Genomic DNA, 15,631 nt, shown 5'->3' with positions numbered 1-15,631 from the left:
CCTCCTCAGCCCTGTTCCCAGACGTAGAGCCTGGTGAACGCGCCCCTGGCCTCGGCTTTGGCCGCGCGCAGCCCTTCGAGGTCCGCCGGGGTCAGGCCGCGCTGGGCGGCCAGGGCGTGCAGGACTTCGAGCACGTCGGCGAGTTCCTCGGCCTCTCCGGAGCCGAGGAACTCCGCCGTCTCCTCGGCCAGCTTGGCCCGGAGCAGGGCTTCGGCTTCCTCCGGTGCCGCCGTCCGGTGCTGGGGTACTGCACCGGACGCGGCGATGATCTCGGGGATGCGGTCGCGGACGAGCTTGGCCATCAGTAGTACTCGCGCATCAGTTCCGTGGCCCAGTCCGGCTGGACGACCGGGCCGCCCTGGGGGGCGAACTCGGCGAGGTAGGGCTTGATGTCGAGTACCGGGGTGCCGTCGATCGCGTCGAGCCCCGCGACGTGGATGTCGGTGCCGTCGACCGCGATGAGCTGGCAGCGCGAGACGCCGAGCTGGTTGGGCCGGTTCTTGCCGCGCTGGGCGAAGACCCCGGTGAGCGGCCACTCCGGATTGTTGCGCGGGCGGCGGGCGCCCCGCTCGATCTTCTCCGGCCGGACCTGGTGGAAGTAGAAGACCACCTCCAGGTGGGAGAAGTCCTCCAGGCCCGCCAGTGCCTCCGGGCCGAAGCCCGCGAGCCGGATCACGGCACGCTCCGCGCCCCAGTTGTCGTCGAAGGCCTCGGCCCGGCCGCCAGTCACATGCCCGATCGGCTGCAGATTGATCATGGGTGGAGCATATCCGCGGACCGGAATCCTTTCACCAGCATCCATCCCGCCAGCGCCATCTCGCTGAGCGCCAGCGCCGCCACCAGCAGTCCGTGGGTGCCCGACGATGCCGTGATCACGCCGCCCATCACCAGGCAGGCGTCGGCGGCGTAGGGCACCACAGCTACGAGGGCCCAGCCGGGCAGCCAGCGCGGCACCAGCCGTGCCCGCCACAGGACGGCGTTCAGGATCACGACGCTGACGCAGAAGAAGAGCTGGCTGGCGCCAAGACCCCATTCTTTGTACGCCTCCGCGAGCACGCGGACTCCGCCGAGCGGCCCCTGCTCGCTCTCCGGGCCGGTCGCCAGCGACACGAGCAGGAGCGGCGCGAGTGCCGAGGGCAGGAGCAGCACGACTTCGAGCAGCCGGGCCGCGAGGTAGCCGGCGGCGAGTGACGCGTTCTGTGCTCCGAGGACCGGGTACAGGGCTGGGGCGATGAACGTGATCGCGCCGAGCATGACGAGGATCAGGACTCCCCCGGCTGTGATCGCGCCGGCCCGCTCTGCGATCTCCTGCGCTGTCGTCGCCGGGCCGAGCGGGGCGATGAGGATCGCGCCGATGACGCCCGCGGCCGTCGCGAGGACGAACAGTGCTCCGGCCACCCTTGCCGATGTCGTGCTGGACATGTCACCACTCCTTGGTTGCGGGATGGGCTCATGGTCACGCGGGCCGGTGTGCTGCCGGTTGGCTGCCGGTTGGCGGGCCCGGCCCGGGTGGCCGGGTGGCGGCTTGCCGGGGGCAGGGGGCTGTGGAAGCCTCTGGCTGTGGTGCGGATCTTTCTGCTGGGCGGGGTTCGTGTCGCCGGCGACGACGGCGCGCCGGTCGATGCCGGTCAGGCCAGGTCCCAGGTGGTACTGGCCGCGCTGGCCCTCTCCCCCGGCATGCCGCTGACCGTGCCGCGCATCATCGACCTCGTGTGGGGTACCGGGCCTCCCCGGACGGCGGCCAAGACGCTCCAGTGGCACATCGCGAAGCTCCGCCGGGCCCTCGGTACCGGGACGATCGTGCGGGCCGGCGACGCGTACCTGCTGGCCGTGCCGCCGGCTGCGGTCGACGTGAGCCGGTTCCAGCAGTACCTGCGCGACGGTGACCCGGGCGCGGCGCTCGCCGAGTGGGGCGGGCCTCCCCTGGCCGGGCTCGACGCCCCGGGCCTGGCCGCGACCACGGCCGGGCTCACCGAGCAGTGGCTGACGGCCGTCGAGTCCGATCTGGAGCGGCGGGCCGTGGCCGACCCGCGCGGCGTGCTCGGCGACCTGGCCGGCCTCACCCAGCAGTATCCGGAGCGGGAGAACTTCTGGGCGCTGCTGATGACCGCCCTGTACCAGACCGGCCGCCAGTCCGAAGCCCTCGCCGCCTACCAGCGCGCCCGCGCTCACCTGGTCACCGAGCTGGGCGTCGAGCCCGGCCCGGCCCTGCGTACCCTGGAGTCGCGGATCCTCAGCCAGGACGGGAACCTGGAGGGCCGCACCCCCGGCGGTAACCTGCCGGCCCGCGGTACCAGGCTCTTCGGCCGGGACGCCGATCTGGCTGCGGTCACCGCAGCTCTCGGTACCTCGCCGGTCGTCACGCTGACCGGTCCCGGCGGGATCGGCAAGACGCAGCTCGGGCTGGCAGCCGCCCGCGCGTTCGCGGCCGTCAGCGGTGGCGGCGCCTGGCTGGTCGAGCTGGCCGGGATCACGGCGCCGGAGGACGTGCCCCGCGCGGCGGCCGATGCTCTGGGTGTCCCGCAGCGGCCGGGCCTCACGCTGACGGCGTCGATCGTCGCGGCGCTGCGTGGCCGGCCGGGCCTGCTGGTCGCCGACAACTGCGAGCATGTCCTCGCCGAGGCCGCGGCGCTCGTCCAGGCCATTGTGGACGGATGCCCCCAGGTCCGTGTCCTCGCCACCTCCCGTGAGCGGCTCGCGCTCGCCGACGAGCAGGTCGTGACCGTGGAGCCCCTCGGCGCGGCAGCCGGGACGGAACTCTTCCACGCCCGGGCGCTCGCCACCGGCCACGCCTACGACCCGCGTGCCCAGCAGCGGTACGCCGCGGAGATCTGCCGCCAGCTCGACGGCATCCCGCTGGCGATCGAGCTGGCCGCGGCCCGGACCGTCAGCCACGACCCGGCCGGCCTCGCAGCCCGGCTCGGTGACCAGCTCCGGGTGACGGGCGCGCGGCGTACGGGCACGGCCCGGCACCGCACGCTCCGGGCGGCGATCCAGTGGTCGTACGACCTGCTGACCCCGGCCGAGCGGACGCTGTTCGAGGATCTGTCGGTGTTCGGCGCGCCGTTCAGCCTCGACGCGGCGGAGGCTGTCGGCAGCGGCCCGGATTCCGGCATGCTGCTCGGTACTCTCGCCGAGCGGTCGATGGTCACCGTCCACACTGGCCAGCCGGGGCGGCGTTTCCGGCTGCTGGAGACAATGCGGCAGTTCGCCGCCGGGTACCTGGCCGCGCGCGGCGGCACCGCTGAGGCCGCCGGCCGGCATGCCCGCTGGTGCGCTGGCGAAGTACTGGGCGCTGGCCGGCTCCTGGCGGGGATGGGTGAGGCCGAAGGTGTGGCCCGGCTCGCGGAGCTGTGGCCGCATCTGCGGACGGCTGTCACGCAGGCGTGCGCGGCCGGGGACGCGGAGCTGGCTGGCTCGCTGGTCCGGCCGGTCGTGACGGAGCTGCCGCTGCGGGGCCGGCAGGAGATCGGCGACTGGGCCGAGCAGATCCTCCCGCTGGCCGGCAGCGGCACGGAGCGGGCGTTCTGGCTGGTGTGGGTGGCCGAGCGGTACACGCAGAACGCGAACCCGGCCGCGTTCCGGGAGGTCGCGGCCCGGTTTGACGTGGCCGGGGCCGCGCTCGGCCGGTATGCCGCCGCGTACGCCTCCGGGGACGGCGAGGGGCTGTGGCGGTGCCTGCCGGAGGCCGTCGCTGAGCTGCGCGGGCTGGGTGAGCCGGATCTGGCCGCGTTCCTGGAGATGACGTCGGCTGGGCCGCTGCTGGGTACCGGGCGGTTCGCGGAGGTCGACGCGTCGGTGGCGGCGCTGGCCGGCCGGTACCGGGCCGCCGGGCCGCCAGCGCTGCTGCACTGGGCGTTGCAGACGCTCGGCTACTCGGCGGCGTTCCAGGGCCTGGCCGACGAGCCCGACCGGTACTTCGACGAGGCGGCACAGGTGCGGCTGCCGCCGGGTACCTTGTCGGCGAACAAGAGCACCGAGGCGCGGTCGGCGTTCCGGCGGGGCGAGCGGCAACGCGCGTACGAGCTGCTCCTGTCCCATGTGGAGGAGCTGGCCGATACCGGCAACGTGGTCGCGGCCAGCGTGGTCTGCATCGAGTTCGTGAACATGATGGCGGCGGCGGGCCACGAGGCACAGGCCGCGCACATGCTCGCGTACCTCGCCCAGGCCGGGGACTTCGGGGCACTCGCCGCCCGCGCCCTGGTCAGTGAGGCCGCCCGCGCGATCGGGCCCGCAGGGCAGATCACCGGCGACCGGGCGGCGCTCGGCTACATGCGTGACGTCCTGGTGCGCCTCGTTCAGGCCCCGCACCCGGCCGCGAACGCCGCGACGTCCGCCGCGACCCGGCCCGGGACCTCCCAGTAGACAGCGTGCCCGGCGTCCTCGTACACCAGCAGGCGCGCGCCGCGGATCGCCGCGACCCTGGCTTCCTGCCCGGCCCGGGTGAGGATCGGGTCGAGTGCGCCCCAGATCGCCAGGACGGGCGCGGTGATCCGCCCGGCCTCCCGGCAGGACTCGTCGGCCATCAGCCCGAGGAAGGTCGCCTTCCACACCCGGGCCGGGAGTTTGAGCGCCTCTGCCACCAGTACCTCGAAAAAATCACCGATCGGCCGGGAGATGGCGGCGGCCTGGAAGTCACGGGCGAAGCTCTCCGGCACCGGGTCGGTGAGCCTGGACACCACCGAGTCCCAGGTGTCCTCGACGGCCGGGTTGCCGTGCAGGGTGCACGGCGCGCCGAGGAAGACGATGCCCAGCACCCGTTCCGGGTGGTCGATCGCGAAGCGCTGCACGGCCAGGCCGCCGCTGGAAGCCCCGGCCAGCAGTGCGGCTTCCAGGCCGCGGGAGTCGAGGAAACCCCCCAGTTCCAGGGCGAAATCCTCCACCGTGTACCCGCCGGGCGGGCTGCCGGCGTCCCCGTGCCCGCGCGACGTGTAGGCGTAGGCGTGCAGCGCGTCCGGCAGCAGCGTGAGGACCGGCTCGAACGCGCGGTGCGAGTCGCCGAGCCCGTGCACGAACACCACCGGGAAGCCATCCGGTGCGCCCTGCTCGGTGAACGGCGGCGCGGTCATCCGGGGCTCAGGCTGGCAGGACGTTGTGGTTGAGGTGGAAGACGTTCGCCGGATCGTACTGCGCCTTGACGTCCGACAGCCGGGCGTATCCCGCCTCGCCGTACCCGGCGACCACCCGTGACCAGCCCTCGTCCCCGATGAAGTTGAGGTACACCGCGCCGCTGGCCCAGGGCGACATGGCGTCGCGGAGGCCGTCGGACCACTGCTTGGCCCGCGTGTCGTCGGCCGGGTCCTCCCACAGGCCCAGGGGGTGCACGGCCCATGCCGAGTGCCGCCACGGCACGGGGTAGTCGCCGTCCGGCCTGTCCAGCGCCCCGCCGAGCGGCAGCAGAGCCTGCTGGGACGGTGAGGGCACGAGCATGTTGCGGGCCTGCTGCCCGAACGCCTCCGCCGCCTCGTCGGGGAACGTGCCGAGGTATTCGGCCGACCAGTAGTTCCGCAGGCCGGGCGGGTCGTCCAGCATGCACTGGAACTCGGCGTACGGCATCTCCATCTGGACGCGGGCGGCGTCCCCGAGTTCCAGCAGCGGGGCGAAGACGGGGAGGGCAGCGTCCTGCGGGCCGGTGTAGCAGAGCACGACCCCGCAGAGCAGCTGGCCGACCAGGTGCTCCGGTACGAACTCCTCCGGCGGCCCGGTCAGGTACACGAGCCCGCCGCCGACCTCGTCGGGGGCGCCGGCCATGAAGTCGCGGTAGGCCCGGGTGATCTCTGTGCCGGCCTCGGCCGGCCACAGCAGCAGCGCCATCGTGAGCACGGGCAGGTCGTGCAGCCGGAAGGTAAGCGCTGTGGCGACCCCGAAGTTGCCGCCGCCGCCGTGCAGTGCCCAGAACAGCTCGGGGTGCTGCTGGCTGTCGGCGGTGATCAGTTCCCCGTCGGCGGTCACCAGCTCGGCGGACAGCAGGTTGTCGCAGGCCAGGCCGAACTTCCGCTCCACCCAGCCGGAGCCGCCGCCGAGCGTGAACCCGCCGACGCCCGTGGTCGACACCCGCCCGCCGGTGACGGCCAGCCCGAAGGGCTCGGTGGCCCGGTCGAGGTGGCTCATCGTGGCCCCGCCGGCGACCCGGGCCGTGCGGGCCTGCGGGTCGACGCGCACGCCGCGCATCCGGCGCAGGTCGATCATGAGCCCGCCGCCGGTGACGGCCAGCCCGGCGACGGAGTGCCCGCCGCCGCGTACCGAGATCTCCAGGTCCTGGGCCCGGGCCCAGGTGATCGCCGCGGCCACGTCCGCCGGGTTCTCGCACTGGGCGATGGCGGCAGGCCGGCGGTCGATCATCGCGTTGAAGACCTGCCGCGCCTCGTCGTACCCGGCTCCGGCGGGCTCCAGCACCGGCCCGGAGAGCCGGTCACGCAGGTCGGAGACTGCCGCGCGGAGGAGGCTTTCGGGGGACATGATTTGCCCCTTTCGCCGGAAACATCAGCATTGCTGATCTTACCGGCGCCGCCCCTCCGCGTTCCTGACCCTGACATCACCCGAACCCGGGCCCGGGCCGCGTGCGTCCTTTTCCCGCGCCGGAGTGCCTCTTCTGGCTGGTTCAGGTCGTGATGGCCGCCAGCAGCTGCCGTGCGGTGTCCGGGTGGTCGCTGGCGAGGAGGCCCGCGGCTGCCAGGACGTAGGCGGTGTCGACGCCCCTGCTGGCCGCGCGGGGGGTCGGCCAGCCGCCGGCGTGGTCGGCGAGGGCGGCGGCGAGGAGAGCGTCGGAGGCCCCGGCCGGGAGGGTGCGGAGCACGCCGCCCGAGCCGATCACGAGGCGTACCTCGCGGAGGTCCTTGCCGCCCCGGTACGGCCCCTCGGGGGTGGCGCGCTCGCCCCGGGCGTGGCGGCGGAGCGCGACGGTGATGGCCAGCTCCGCGAGGCGGGCGTCGACGGTCAGGTCGTCGGCCAGGTACGCGGGGTTGGCGACCCGGGCCTGCGCGGCGAGCCCGAGGACGGTCTCCTCCTCGGGGCTGATGAGCTTCTCGCGGACGGCTGCCTCGACCACTCCGGCCGCGCCCCAGCGGACTCCGAGGTCACCTTCGACGGTGCGGGACCGCCAGAGCGTGCCGGCGACCTCGCCCCGCACGCCGGCTTCGCGTTCGGGGTCGGGTGTCAGCACGGAGTAGACGTCGGTGGTGGCTCCGCCCACGTCGGCGACGACCACGTCGCCGTCGAGGAGCTCGACGGCGGTCAGGACGATGTCGGGTGTCGCGCCCCGCACGAGTGAGGCGAAGCGGGGGCCCCTGGAGAGTTTCTTGCCGCCGATCACGTGCCTCAGGAACACGTCGCGGAGGGCGAGGCGGGCAGAGGACGGGTTCAGCGCGCCGATCTTCGGGAGCACGTTCTCGCAGGCCACGGCGGTGCGGCCTTCGAGGATGCCGAGGATTTCCTCGGTCGCGCCGGCGTTGCCGGCGACGACGACGGGTACCTTGAGGCGGCTCTTCGCGATCTTGCGGGCGTTGTGGACGATCGTGTCGGTGTCGCCGCCGTCGGTACCGCCGACGAGGAGCAGCACGTCGGGTCTGGCGGCGGCCAGTTCCGCGACGGCGGCTGTGGTGAGCGCGCCGGTGGTGACGTGGGCGACCTTGGCTCCGGCGGACATGCCGACCCGGTAGCCGGCTTCGGCTGTCACGAGTGCCTCGTAGCCGATCACGCCGAGGCGCAGGCCGCCGCCGGCGCTGGAGCAGGCCCGCAGCTCGTCCAGTTTCAGGCCGGTGGCGGCGACGGCGGCGTCCACGCCGTGCAGGACGTCGCTGTCCAGTGTGGTGGGGTGGCTGGCCGTGGCGGCGAGGGTGCCGGTCTCCGTGTCCACCACGGCCAGTTTCGTGAACGTCGACCCGACGTCGACGCAGCCGATCAGTGTCATGCCTTGGGGGGAACCACCACGGTGCCGGTCGCGGTGACCGCCACGATCGGCTCGGCGAGCATCTCGGCCGCCGACTCGCTCTTGTCGGGGCGGCCCCGGCCGACGACGCGGCACTCGAAGGCGATGGTCCGCGAGCGGGTGCCCATCCGGGTCACCGTGGCCACGATCTCCAGCACGTCCCCGGCCTTCATCGGGGCCTTGAACTGCACGTCGGAGTAGGAGGCGAACAGGCCCTCGTCGCCGTCGAGGACGATGCACACCTCGGTGGCGACGTCGCCGAACAGGCCGAGGGCGTAGGCGCCGTCGACGAGGTTGCCCGCGTAGTGGGCGTGGCTGTAGGGGACGTAGCGCCGGTGGGTCACAGTGGTCATGCCGCGGGTACCGCTTTCTTCTCTACGAGGGCGTGCACGAGGTAGCTGGCGACCTCGGCGGGGGTGGTGCCACGGCCGAAGATCCGGTCGACGCCGAGTTCTCCGGTGGCCAGCTCGTCGAAGCGGGGGCCGCCGACGACGAGCAGCGGCCGCTTCGCGGCCGGGAACGCCTCCCGGAAGGCCGCCGACATCTCCTTCGTGTTGTGCAGGTGCGCGTCTTTCTGGGTGACGACCTGGCTGACCAGGACGGCGTCGGCTTTCTCCGCGCGGGCGCGTTCGACGAGTTCCGGCACGGCGACCTGGGCGCCGAGGTTCACGACGCGCAGCTCGCGGTAGTACTCGAGGCCTTTCTGGCCCGCGTAACCCTTGATGTTGAGGATGGCGTCGATGCCGACGGTGTGGGCGTCGGTGCCGATGCAGGCGCCGACGACGACGAGCTTGCGGCGCATGCGCTTCTTGACGACGGCGTTGACCTCCTTGGCGCCGAGCAGCGGGAAGTCACGCTCGACGACCTGGACCTTCTCCAGCTCGACGAGGTGGCGGACGCTGCCGTAGACGACGAAGAAGGTGAACCCGCCGCCCATCGGCTTGGCGTGGACCAGCATGGCTGGTTCCAGGCCCATCTTCGCGGCGAGCTGCAGGGCAGCGCCTTCGGCTTTCTTGTCGTGCGGGATGGGCAGGGTGAACGACACCTGCACCATGCCGTCGCCGGTGGTGTCGCCGTAGGGGCGGACGATCGTCTTGTTGTCGGTCACCGCTCGCTCACATCGGTCGTGGCCGCCGGGGCGCTTTCCAGGATCTCGGTGGCCGGGTTGTAGTAGCCCTCGGCCTGCTTGGCGACGCCGTCGAGGCCCTTGCCCCGGTCGGCGGGCCGTTTCATGATGCCGAACGTGCCGTCGGCGATCGCGTTGAGCAGCGTGTCGGCCTTGATGTCCTCCAGCAGCGTGATCGCCTCGTTCAGGACCTGGTTGGCCCGGTTCTGGATGAAGCCGCCGGGGGCCGGCACGAAGTCCTCGTGCAGGTTGCCGGCCGCGCCCAGGACGTAGCGGACGTTCTGGAGGGCGATGTCGCGGTCGGACAGCCACGGCGTGACGACGGCTTCCGTCATCATGCCGACGAGCAGGATGCCCTGGCCGGTCAGGGTGCCGGCGAGGTTGAAGAAGCCGTCGAGGAGGTTGCCGCGGAACACGTCGCCGGTCATGTGCTTGGTCGGCGGCATCCACTTCAGCGGCGCTTCGGGGAACAGTTCCCTGGCGAGCAGCGCGTGGGCGAGTTCCAGGCGGAAGGAGTCGGGGATGTCGGGGTTGATCTCGAAGGCGTGGCCGAGGCCGAGCTGCCAGTCGGCGAGGCCGGCTTCCTTCGCGAAGTACTCGTTGAGCAGCTGCGACACGGTGACGGTGTGCGCGGCTTCCACGGCGTCGGCCGTGGTGAGGTAGTTGTCCTCGCCGGTGTTGATGATGATGCCGGCCCTGGCGTGGACCTGCCGGGAGAAGCGCTGGTCGACGAAGGTGCGGATCGGGTTGATGTCGCGGAACAGGATGCCGTACATCGAGTCGTTGAGCATCATGTCGAGGCGCTGGAGCCCGGCGAGGGCCGCGATCTCGGGCATGCACAGCCCGGAGGCGTAGTTGGTGAGGCGGACGTAGCGGCCGAGTTCCTTGGAGGACTCGTCGAGCGCGGCCCGCATGAGCCGGAAGTTCTCCTGGGTGGCGTAGGTGCCGGCGAAGCCCTCGCGGGTCGCGCCTTCTGGCACGTAGTCCAGGAGGGACTGGCCGGTGGAGCGGATGACGGCGATGATGTCGGCGCCTTCGCGGGCGGCGGCCTGGGCCTGCGGGATGTCCTCGTAGATGTCGCCGGTGGCGACGATCAGGTAGATCCAGGGCCGCTGCTTGGGGTCACCGTGCCGCTTGATGAGCTTGTCGCGCTCGGCGCGCCGCTTGTCGATCTGCTTGATGCCCGCGCCTGCGAACCGCCTGGCGAGCCGCTTGGCGGCCGTGGCGTCTTTTTTCACCGGTACGGTGAACCGCACCGACCCGGCCGCCGCTTTCTGCGCGAGCAGCGTCAGGTCGGTCTCCCCGGTCTCGGCGAGCGCGTGGAACACGGGCAGCGACACGCCGTGCTCGAGGCCGGCGTCGTTGCGGACGGCGTCGACGAGCCGGTTGACCCAGGGGATGCCGTCGGGGTCGGCGCCGGTGATCCCGGCCAGCCGCAGCACGGCGCGTTCGACCGACACCGTGGTGTGGGTGCGCGCCATGTCCACGACGGGCGCGCCCGCCTCCCGGGCGAGCTGGCGCGCCCGGCGGACCAGGGCCGGGTCAAGATCGAGCTTCACGACTCTCTACTCCTCATGAATTGTCCTGCCCCGCAGTACTGTCCGCACGCACCGCGGGCTGCCGCCTTCCAGTCCGGGGAGGCCGTCGGGGCCGGCCGGGGCGTCCCAGGCGGCGAAGGTGGCCGGGCCGCCGGGTACGAGCACGCCTTCCTCGTCCTTCTTCACGGCGCGCCAGCCGCCCCGGGTGTGGGCGGCGAACGCGGCGCGGCGGCTGATGCGGTGCACCGGGTGGTGGTGGTTCGCCGCGGCGTGCACCCCGCCCCACGGGTCGAGGGGCGTGACGGGTGAGTCGCTGCCGAAGGCGAGGGTGACGCCGACGCCCTTGAGCGCGGCGAACGGGTTGAGGCTCAGGGCGCGCTGCTTGCCGAGCCGGTCGGCGTACATGCCGGCCTCGCCGCCCCAGAGCCGGTCGAAGGCTGGCTGCATGCTGGCGACGATGCCGTACTCGACGAACGCGGCGATGAGTTCCTTGTCGAGCATCTCGGCGTGCTCGACGCGGTGGCGGGCCTCGCGGAGCGCTTCGACGCCGACCTGCGCGGCGGCGATCGCGAAGCCGCCGGTGACGGCCTTGATGGCGGCGTCGCCGATCGCGTGGAAGCCGCCCTGCATGCCCAGGCGGGTGCATTCGGCCAGGTGGGCGCCTACTTCTTCGGCTGTCAGGTACGCGTGGCCGCAGCCGCCATCGGTGTAGGGGTCGCGTACGCAGGCCGTGCGGGAGCCGAACGCGCCGTCGGCGAACAGGTCTCCCCCGGCGCCGGCCGCGCCGAGTTCGCGGGCTTTGGCGGCGCCGCCGAGCTCGCCCCAGTACCCGTACACCTCGGGGTAGTCACCTTCGAGTGCCAGGAGGCTGGTGAAGTCGGCTTCGCTGGAGATCAGCGGGCCGCCGCACTCGTGGACGGCGGCGATGCCCAGCGACGCGGCGTGCCGCAGGGCGAGGCGCTGGGCTCCGGTGCGCTCGGCGAGCCCCATCGTGGCGTACGCGGCGGTGCGGACGGCGTGGTGTGCCTCGATCTTCACCCAGCCGTTCTCGTCGTGGCCGGTGTGCCCTTCGGCTTCTTTGAGGAGGACCGGGGACACGAGGGCGGAGTGCTTGTCGATGCGGGTCAGGTACACGGGCCGGCCGCCGGCCGCGGCGTCGAGTTCTGCGGCGGTCGGCGGGTCGGTGAGGTCCCAGCCGTGGCCCATGATGACGCCGGTGGAGTGGGCTGCCTTGGCCAGCACCATGTCGAGGACGTCCTCGGCGGACTCGCAGGCTGTCAGGTCGAGGCCGGACAGCGCGAGGCCGGTGTCGGTGGCGTGCACGTGGGCGTCCACGAAGGCCGGTGTGACGAGCGCGCCGCCGAGGTCGACGACCCTGGCCGCCGCCGGCGCTTCGGCGCGGGGGCCGAGCCAGGTGATCCGGCCGCCTTCGGTGAGCAGGGCTGTGGCCGCCGGGTCGGCGGGGCTGTAGACCCGGCCGGCGGCGTACAACGTGGGGGTGGTGTCCATACTGTTCAGTCTGCCCGGAGCCGGGCCTCGAACAGTGACCTCACGCCCGGCTCGCCGCGCAGGATCTGCATGGCGTGCTCGGCGTGGCCGGGGACGTAGCCGTTGCCGACGAGCATGGTGACGTCGGCGGCCAGGCCTTCGGCGCCGAGGGCGGCGGCGGCGAACGAGGTGGCCATCGAGAAGAAGATGACGGTGCCGCCGGGGGCGGTGGCGAGGATCGCGCCGTGCTCGCAGCCCGGCACGTCGACGCAGACGACGGTCACGTCGGCGGCGCGGCCGAGGGCGCCGGTGACGGCTTCGGCGAGGGCGACGGGGTTGCGGGCGTCGGCGATGGCCACGTGATCGGCGATGCCGGCCGTGGTGAGGGCTGCGGCTTCGGCGGCGTGCGGGACGATGCCGGCGGTTTCGGCGCCGGCCCGGCGGGCGGCGGCCAGTGACAGGGAGCCGCTCTTGCCGGCGCCGCCGATGACGGCGACGGCTGGCTGCTGGTAGCCGGCGACGACGCGGCTGGTGAGTGCCGGTGCCCCGCACACGTCGAGGACGGCGAGGGCCAGCTCGGGGTCGAGGTCGGCGGGGAGCTTGGCGGCGATGGAGCGGCCGAAGAGGATCGCGTGGCCTTCGGCGGGGACCTGCTCGGACCTGCCGTCCCAGTTCTTCAGCCCGTCGGTGATCGCCAGCGGGGTGAGGGTGAGGGACACGAGGGTCGCGACCCGGTCGCCGGCCGTGAGGCCGAGCGGGGAGTCCGGGCCTGCTTCCTCGACGACGCCGATGAGCATGCCGCCGGAGCCGGTGACGGGGTTTTGCATCTTGCCGCGTTCGGCAACGATTCGGCATACCTCGGCGCGGATGGCCTCGCCGTCGCCGGCGTGCTTCTGCTCGAGCTGGCGGAAGCTGGCGGCGTCCAGATTGAGGCGTTCGATGCGGATGCGCACCTCATCGCCGGTGATATGGGGGCTGGCGTCCAGTTTCCAGGCGGCCTGAGGCAGGACGCCGGCAGGCTCGATGACGCGGTGCAGACCAACCGGTGACGACACGCTAACCCCTCCAGACGGGAAATCCTCCGGCAGCGTACTTCCTACTCCGAAGATTCTCCAGTACCGTCTCCCCGGCGTACATTATTTGCAGGAGGGGTTCGCACATGACCGAGCAGCCGTACACGTACCGGAGGCGGGAGCTGGCCGAGCCGGACTGGACCCGGCTGCCCGGCTGGCGGTCGGTGACGCGGGAGCAGTGGGAGTCCGCGCAGTGGCAGCGGGTCAACTGCGTGAAGAGCGTGAAGCAGCTGCGGGCCGTCATGGGTGACCTGCTCGACGAGCGGTTCTACGCCGACCTGGAGGCCGACCAGCAGCAGCGGGCGACGATGTCGATGCTCGTGCCGCCGCACATGGTGAACACGATGGTGCCGCACGAGGTGCCGGACACGGAGTCGTTCTACGCCGACCCGGTGCGCCGGTACATGCTGCCGGTGCTGTCGGACCGTGCCGCCGACTTCCCGTCGCACCCCTATGCCACGCGTGACTCGCTGCACGAGCACGACATGTGGGTGGCGGAGGGCCTGACCCACCGGTATCCGACGAAGGTTCTCGCCGAGCTGCTGTCGACGTGCCCGCAGTACTGCGGCCACTGCACCCGGATGGACCTGGTCGGCAACTCGACGCCCACCGTGGACAAGCTGAAGCTGACGCTGAAGCCGGTGGACCGTTACGACGCGCACATCAGCTACCTCAAGTCGCAGCCGGGCGTGCGTGACGTGGTCGTGTCGGGTGGCGACGTGGCGAACGTGCCGTGGAAGAACCTCGAGTCGTACCTGATGCGCCTGCTGGACATCGAGACGGTGCGTGACATCCGGCTGGCGACGAAGGCGCTGATGGGCCTGCCGCAGCACTGGCTGCAGCCGGACGTGGTGGAGGGCCTGGAGCGGGTGGCCAACACCGCGCACCGGCGGGGTGTGAACCTGGCGATCCACACGCACGTCAACCACGCGAACTCGGTGACGCCGCTGGTCGCGAAGGCCGCGCGGACCGCGATCGACGTGGGTGTGCGCGACGTGCGTAACCAGGGTGTGCTGATGCGCGGCGTGAACGCGACGAGCGTGGACCTGCTGGACCTGTGCTTCGCGCTGCAGGGTGAGGCGAACATCCTGCCGTACTACTTCTACATGTGCGACCTGATCCCCAACGCCGAGCACTGGCGGGTGTCGGTGTGGGAGGCGCAGGCCCTGCAGCACGCGATCATGGGTTACCTGCCCGGGTACGCGACGCCGCGGATCGTGTGCGACGTGCCGTTCGTGGGGAAGCGCTGGGTGCACATGCTCAGCGAGTACGACCGGGAGAAGGGCATCTCCTACTGGACGAAGAACTACCGCACGTCGATCGAGATGTCGGATGTGGACGCCCTGGAGCGGACCTACGCCTACTACGACCCGATCTACACGCTGCCGGAGGCCGGCCAGGCGTGGTGGCGTGAGCAGCACCCGGCCGAGGACCCGGCCGCGCAGGCCGCCGCCCAGGCCAGCCGTGAGGCCGCCGCGCTGTCGGCCTGACCGGCCACTGACTGCCTGGCCCGCTGCCCCTAGGGACAGCCGCGGAGCTGGCTGCGACGCTGGCCCCGGGTGCGCGCGCACCCGGGGCCAGCGCTTTTCCCTAACAGGGGCCCAGGTCCGCCCACACCCACCAGGCGGTTGCGGGGTCTTCGAGCATCGTCCACCAGCCGGCCTGGTAGACGCGGCCGGCGCGGGTGACGCGCTCTCCTCCCGTGTAGGCGGTGTGCGCGGTCCAGGGTGCGGCGGTGCAGGCTGGCGGGCGGGGGCCGCCGGTGGTGGCCGGCAGGTCGAAGGACCAGCCGGCCGTTTTCCATTCCGGCAGGACGGCCGCGTAGGCCTGCCAGGTGGGTGCCCGGTCGCCGCCGCCGTCGTGGGAGAGGATGACGGCCTGCGGGTGGATGCCCGCGCGCAGGCGCGCGGCGAGGGCTTGCGCGCCGGAGCCGTCCCAGTCCTGGGGGTCGGCCGACCAGGCCAGGGCTGTCATGCCGAGGGAGGCCGCGACCTGCGGTGTCTGCCCCCAGGCGCCGTAGGGCGCGCGGAAGTACGGGATGGGCAGGCCGGGCCGGCCAGCGGCGGTGCGGATCGCGGCGCTGGTGGCTTCGAGGTCCGCGCGGATCTCGGCGGGGCTGGCGGCTCCGAGGTAGTCGTGGTCCCAGGTGTGGTTGCACAGCGCGTGCCCGCCGGCGGCGATCTGGCGGACGAGGTCCGGGTGGGCCTGGGCCTGGGAGCCGAGCAGGCAGAACGTGGCCCGCAGCTGGTGCTCGCGCAGCAGGCCGAGGATCTTCGGGGTCCACTCCGGTGAGGGGCCGTCGTCGAAGGTGAGGGCGAGCTGCCGGCCGGGCGTGCGGGTGGTGGTGACGATGTCCCCGGCCGCGCCGGGGCTGGCGGCGGCGGGACCCGCCGCTGCCGCGAGAGTGGCCATGATGGCCAGTCCCGCGAGGATCCTCCTGAGCATGGTGACGCCTTTACGTATCGAGGGGTGTCGAAGG

The 15,631-nt window shown here is 72.4% G+C and carries 14 protein-coding genes; 2 read left to right on the top strand and 12 right to left on the bottom strand.

Translation table 11 applies throughout. From position 1 onward, the window contains the following. Window positions 1–5: 5 nt before the first annotated feature. From A3G1_RS0126790 to A3G1_RS0126780, 3 genes are read right to left on the bottom strand one after another with little or no spacing between them, the layout of a single operon-like run. Window positions 6–302 carry a nucleoside triphosphate pyrophosphohydrolase gene (locus tag A3G1_RS0126790; RefSeq protein WP_018352583.1) on the bottom strand — a complete coding sequence of 99 codons (297 nt, stop codon included), beginning with the start codon at window positions 300–302 and terminating at the stop codon, window positions 6–8. Then, the gene (locus A3G1_RS0126785) at window positions 302–757 is read right to left on the bottom strand and encodes an SAM-dependent methyltransferase (protein WP_018352582.1); all 456 of its coding nucleotides are present in this window, start codon (window positions 755–757) and stop codon (window positions 302–304) included. The genes A3G1_RS0126790 and A3G1_RS0126785 overlap by 1 nt, the downstream gene beginning before the upstream one ends. Next, entirely contained in the window at window positions 754–1,422 is a 669-nt protein-coding gene (locus A3G1_RS0126780) for a DUF4386 domain-containing protein (RefSeq protein WP_083937133.1), read from the bottom strand. The genes A3G1_RS0126785 and A3G1_RS0126780 overlap by 4 nt, the downstream gene beginning before the upstream one ends. Before the next feature lie 138 nt (window positions 1,423–1,560). Here A3G1_RS0126780 and A3G1_RS37055 point away from each other — a divergent pair, with 138 nt between their 5' ends. Then, the gene (locus tag A3G1_RS37055) at window positions 1,561–4,365 is read left to right on the top strand and encodes an AfsR/SARP family transcriptional regulator (protein WP_051110689.1); all 2,805 of its coding nucleotides are present in this window, start codon (window positions 1,561–1,563) and stop codon (window positions 4,363–4,365) included. Here the strand turns inward: A3G1_RS37055 and A3G1_RS37050 are convergent. From A3G1_RS37050 to kdd, 8 genes are all read right to left on the bottom strand, one after another. Then, complete coding sequence (locus A3G1_RS37050; RefSeq protein ID WP_018352579.1) at window positions 4,299–5,069, bottom strand: alpha/beta fold hydrolase; 771 nt, start codon at window positions 5,067–5,069, stop codon at window positions 4,299–4,301. The two genes, A3G1_RS37055 and A3G1_RS37050, sit on opposite strands and share 67 nt — an antisense overlap. Window positions 5,070–5,076: 7 nt before the next feature. Next, window positions 5,077–6,459 carry an FAD-binding oxidoreductase gene (locus tag A3G1_RS0126765; RefSeq protein WP_018352578.1) on the bottom strand — a complete coding sequence of 461 codons (1,383 nt, stop codon included), beginning with the start codon at window positions 6,457–6,459 and terminating at the stop codon, window positions 5,077–5,079. Window positions 6,460–6,601: 142 nt separating this feature from the next. Then, the gene (locus tag A3G1_RS0126760) at window positions 6,602–7,909 is read right to left on the bottom strand and encodes a glutamate mutase L (RefSeq protein ID WP_018352577.1); all 1,308 of its coding nucleotides are present in this window, start codon (window positions 7,907–7,909) and stop codon (window positions 6,602–6,604) included. Continuing rightward, entirely contained in the window at window positions 7,906–8,280 is a 375-nt protein-coding gene (gene kal / locus A3G1_RS0126755; RefSeq protein ID WP_018352576.1) for a 3-aminobutyryl-CoA ammonia lyase, read from the bottom strand. The genes A3G1_RS0126760 and kal overlap by 4 nt, the downstream gene beginning before the upstream one ends. Next, complete coding sequence (gene kamE / locus A3G1_RS0126750) at window positions 8,277–9,035, bottom strand: lysine 5,6-aminomutase subunit beta (protein ID WP_018352575.1); 759 nt, start codon at window positions 9,033–9,035, stop codon at window positions 8,277–8,279. The genes kal and kamE overlap by 4 nt, the downstream gene beginning before the upstream one ends. Then, window positions 9,032–10,612: a lysine 5,6-aminomutase subunit alpha gene (gene kamD, locus A3G1_RS0126745; RefSeq protein ID WP_018352574.1), complete on the bottom strand. Its 1,581-nt coding sequence runs from the start codon at window positions 10,610–10,612 to the stop codon at window positions 9,032–9,034. The genes kamE and kamD overlap by 4 nt, the downstream gene beginning before the upstream one ends. Before the next feature lie 6 nt (window positions 10,613–10,618). Next, window positions 10,619–12,100, bottom strand: coding sequence for an amidohydrolase (locus A3G1_RS0126740; RefSeq protein WP_018352573.1), 1,482 nt, complete (start codon window positions 12,098–12,100; stop codon window positions 10,619–10,621). Between the two features lie 5 nt (window positions 12,101–12,105). Continuing rightward, window positions 12,106–13,134 (bottom strand): L-erythro-3,5-diaminohexanoate dehydrogenase, encoded by a 1,029-nt coding sequence (kdd, locus tag A3G1_RS0126735; protein ID WP_018352572.1) that lies wholly within the window; start codon window positions 13,132–13,134, stop codon window positions 12,106–12,108. 104 nt (window positions 13,135–13,238) lie between these two features. Here kdd and A3G1_RS0126730 point away from each other — a divergent pair, with 104 nt between their 5' ends. Beyond that, entirely contained in the window at window positions 13,239–14,642 is a 1,404-nt protein-coding gene (locus A3G1_RS0126730; protein WP_018352571.1) for a KamA family radical SAM protein, read from the top strand. A 100-nt stretch (window positions 14,643–14,742) separates the two neighbouring features. Here the strand turns inward: A3G1_RS0126730 and A3G1_RS37045 are convergent, their stop codons facing one another. Continuing rightward, window positions 14,743–15,597: a polysaccharide deacetylase family protein gene (locus tag A3G1_RS37045; RefSeq protein WP_018352570.1), complete on the bottom strand. Its 855-nt coding sequence runs from the start codon at window positions 15,595–15,597 to the stop codon at window positions 14,743–14,745. Between the last annotated feature and the right edge of the window lie 34 nt (window positions 15,598–15,631).

The organism is Longispora albida DSM 44784, assembly GCF_000379825.1.
GTDB lineage: Bacteria > Actinomycetota > Actinomycetes > Mycobacteriales > Micromonosporaceae > Longispora > Longispora albida.
Note: the sequence above shows the minus strand (reverse complement) of the source record. Positions and strands in the feature narration are given on the sequence as shown.

What these genes read in the sequence shown, in the direction of transcription:
- A3G1_RS0126790 (WP_018352583.1), bottom strand. Translation starts at nt 302, where the DNA reads ATGGCCAAGCTCGTCCGCGACCGCATCCCCGAGATCATCGCCGCGTCC.
- A3G1_RS37045 (WP_018352570.1), bottom strand. Translation starts at nt 15,597, where the DNA reads ATGCTCAGGAGGATCCTCGCGGGACTGGCCATCATGGCCACTCTCGCG.
- A3G1_RS0126785 (WP_018352582.1), bottom strand. Translation starts at nt 757, where the DNA reads ATGATCAATCTGCAGCCGATCGGGCATGTGACTGGCGGCCGGGCCGAG.
- A3G1_RS0126740 (WP_018352573.1), bottom strand. Translation starts at nt 12,100, where the DNA reads ATGGACACCACCCCCACGTTGTACGCCGCCGGCCGGGTCTACAGCCCC.
- A3G1_RS0126780 (WP_083937133.1), bottom strand. Translation starts at nt 1,422, where the DNA reads ATGTCCAGCACGACATCGGCAAGGGTGGCCGGAGCACTGTTCGTCCTC.
- A3G1_RS0126765 (WP_018352578.1), bottom strand. Translation starts at nt 6,459, where the DNA reads ATGTCCCCCGAAAGCCTCCTCCGCGCGGCAGTCTCCGACCTGCGTGAC.
- A3G1_RS37050 (WP_018352579.1), bottom strand. Translation starts at nt 5,069, where the DNA reads ATGACCGCGCCGCCGTTCACCGAGCAGGGCGCACCGGATGGCTTCCCG.
- A3G1_RS0126760 (WP_018352577.1), bottom strand. Translation starts at nt 7,909, where the DNA reads ATGACACTGATCGGCTGCGTCGACGTCGGGTCGACGTTCACGAAACTG.
- A3G1_RS0126730 (WP_018352571.1), top strand. Translation starts at nt 13,239, where the DNA reads ATGACCGAGCAGCCGTACACGTACCGGAGGCGGGAGCTGGCCGAGCCG.
- kal (WP_018352576.1), bottom strand. Translation starts at nt 8,280, where the DNA reads ATGACCACTGTGACCCACCGGCGCTACGTCCCCTACAGCCACGCCCAC.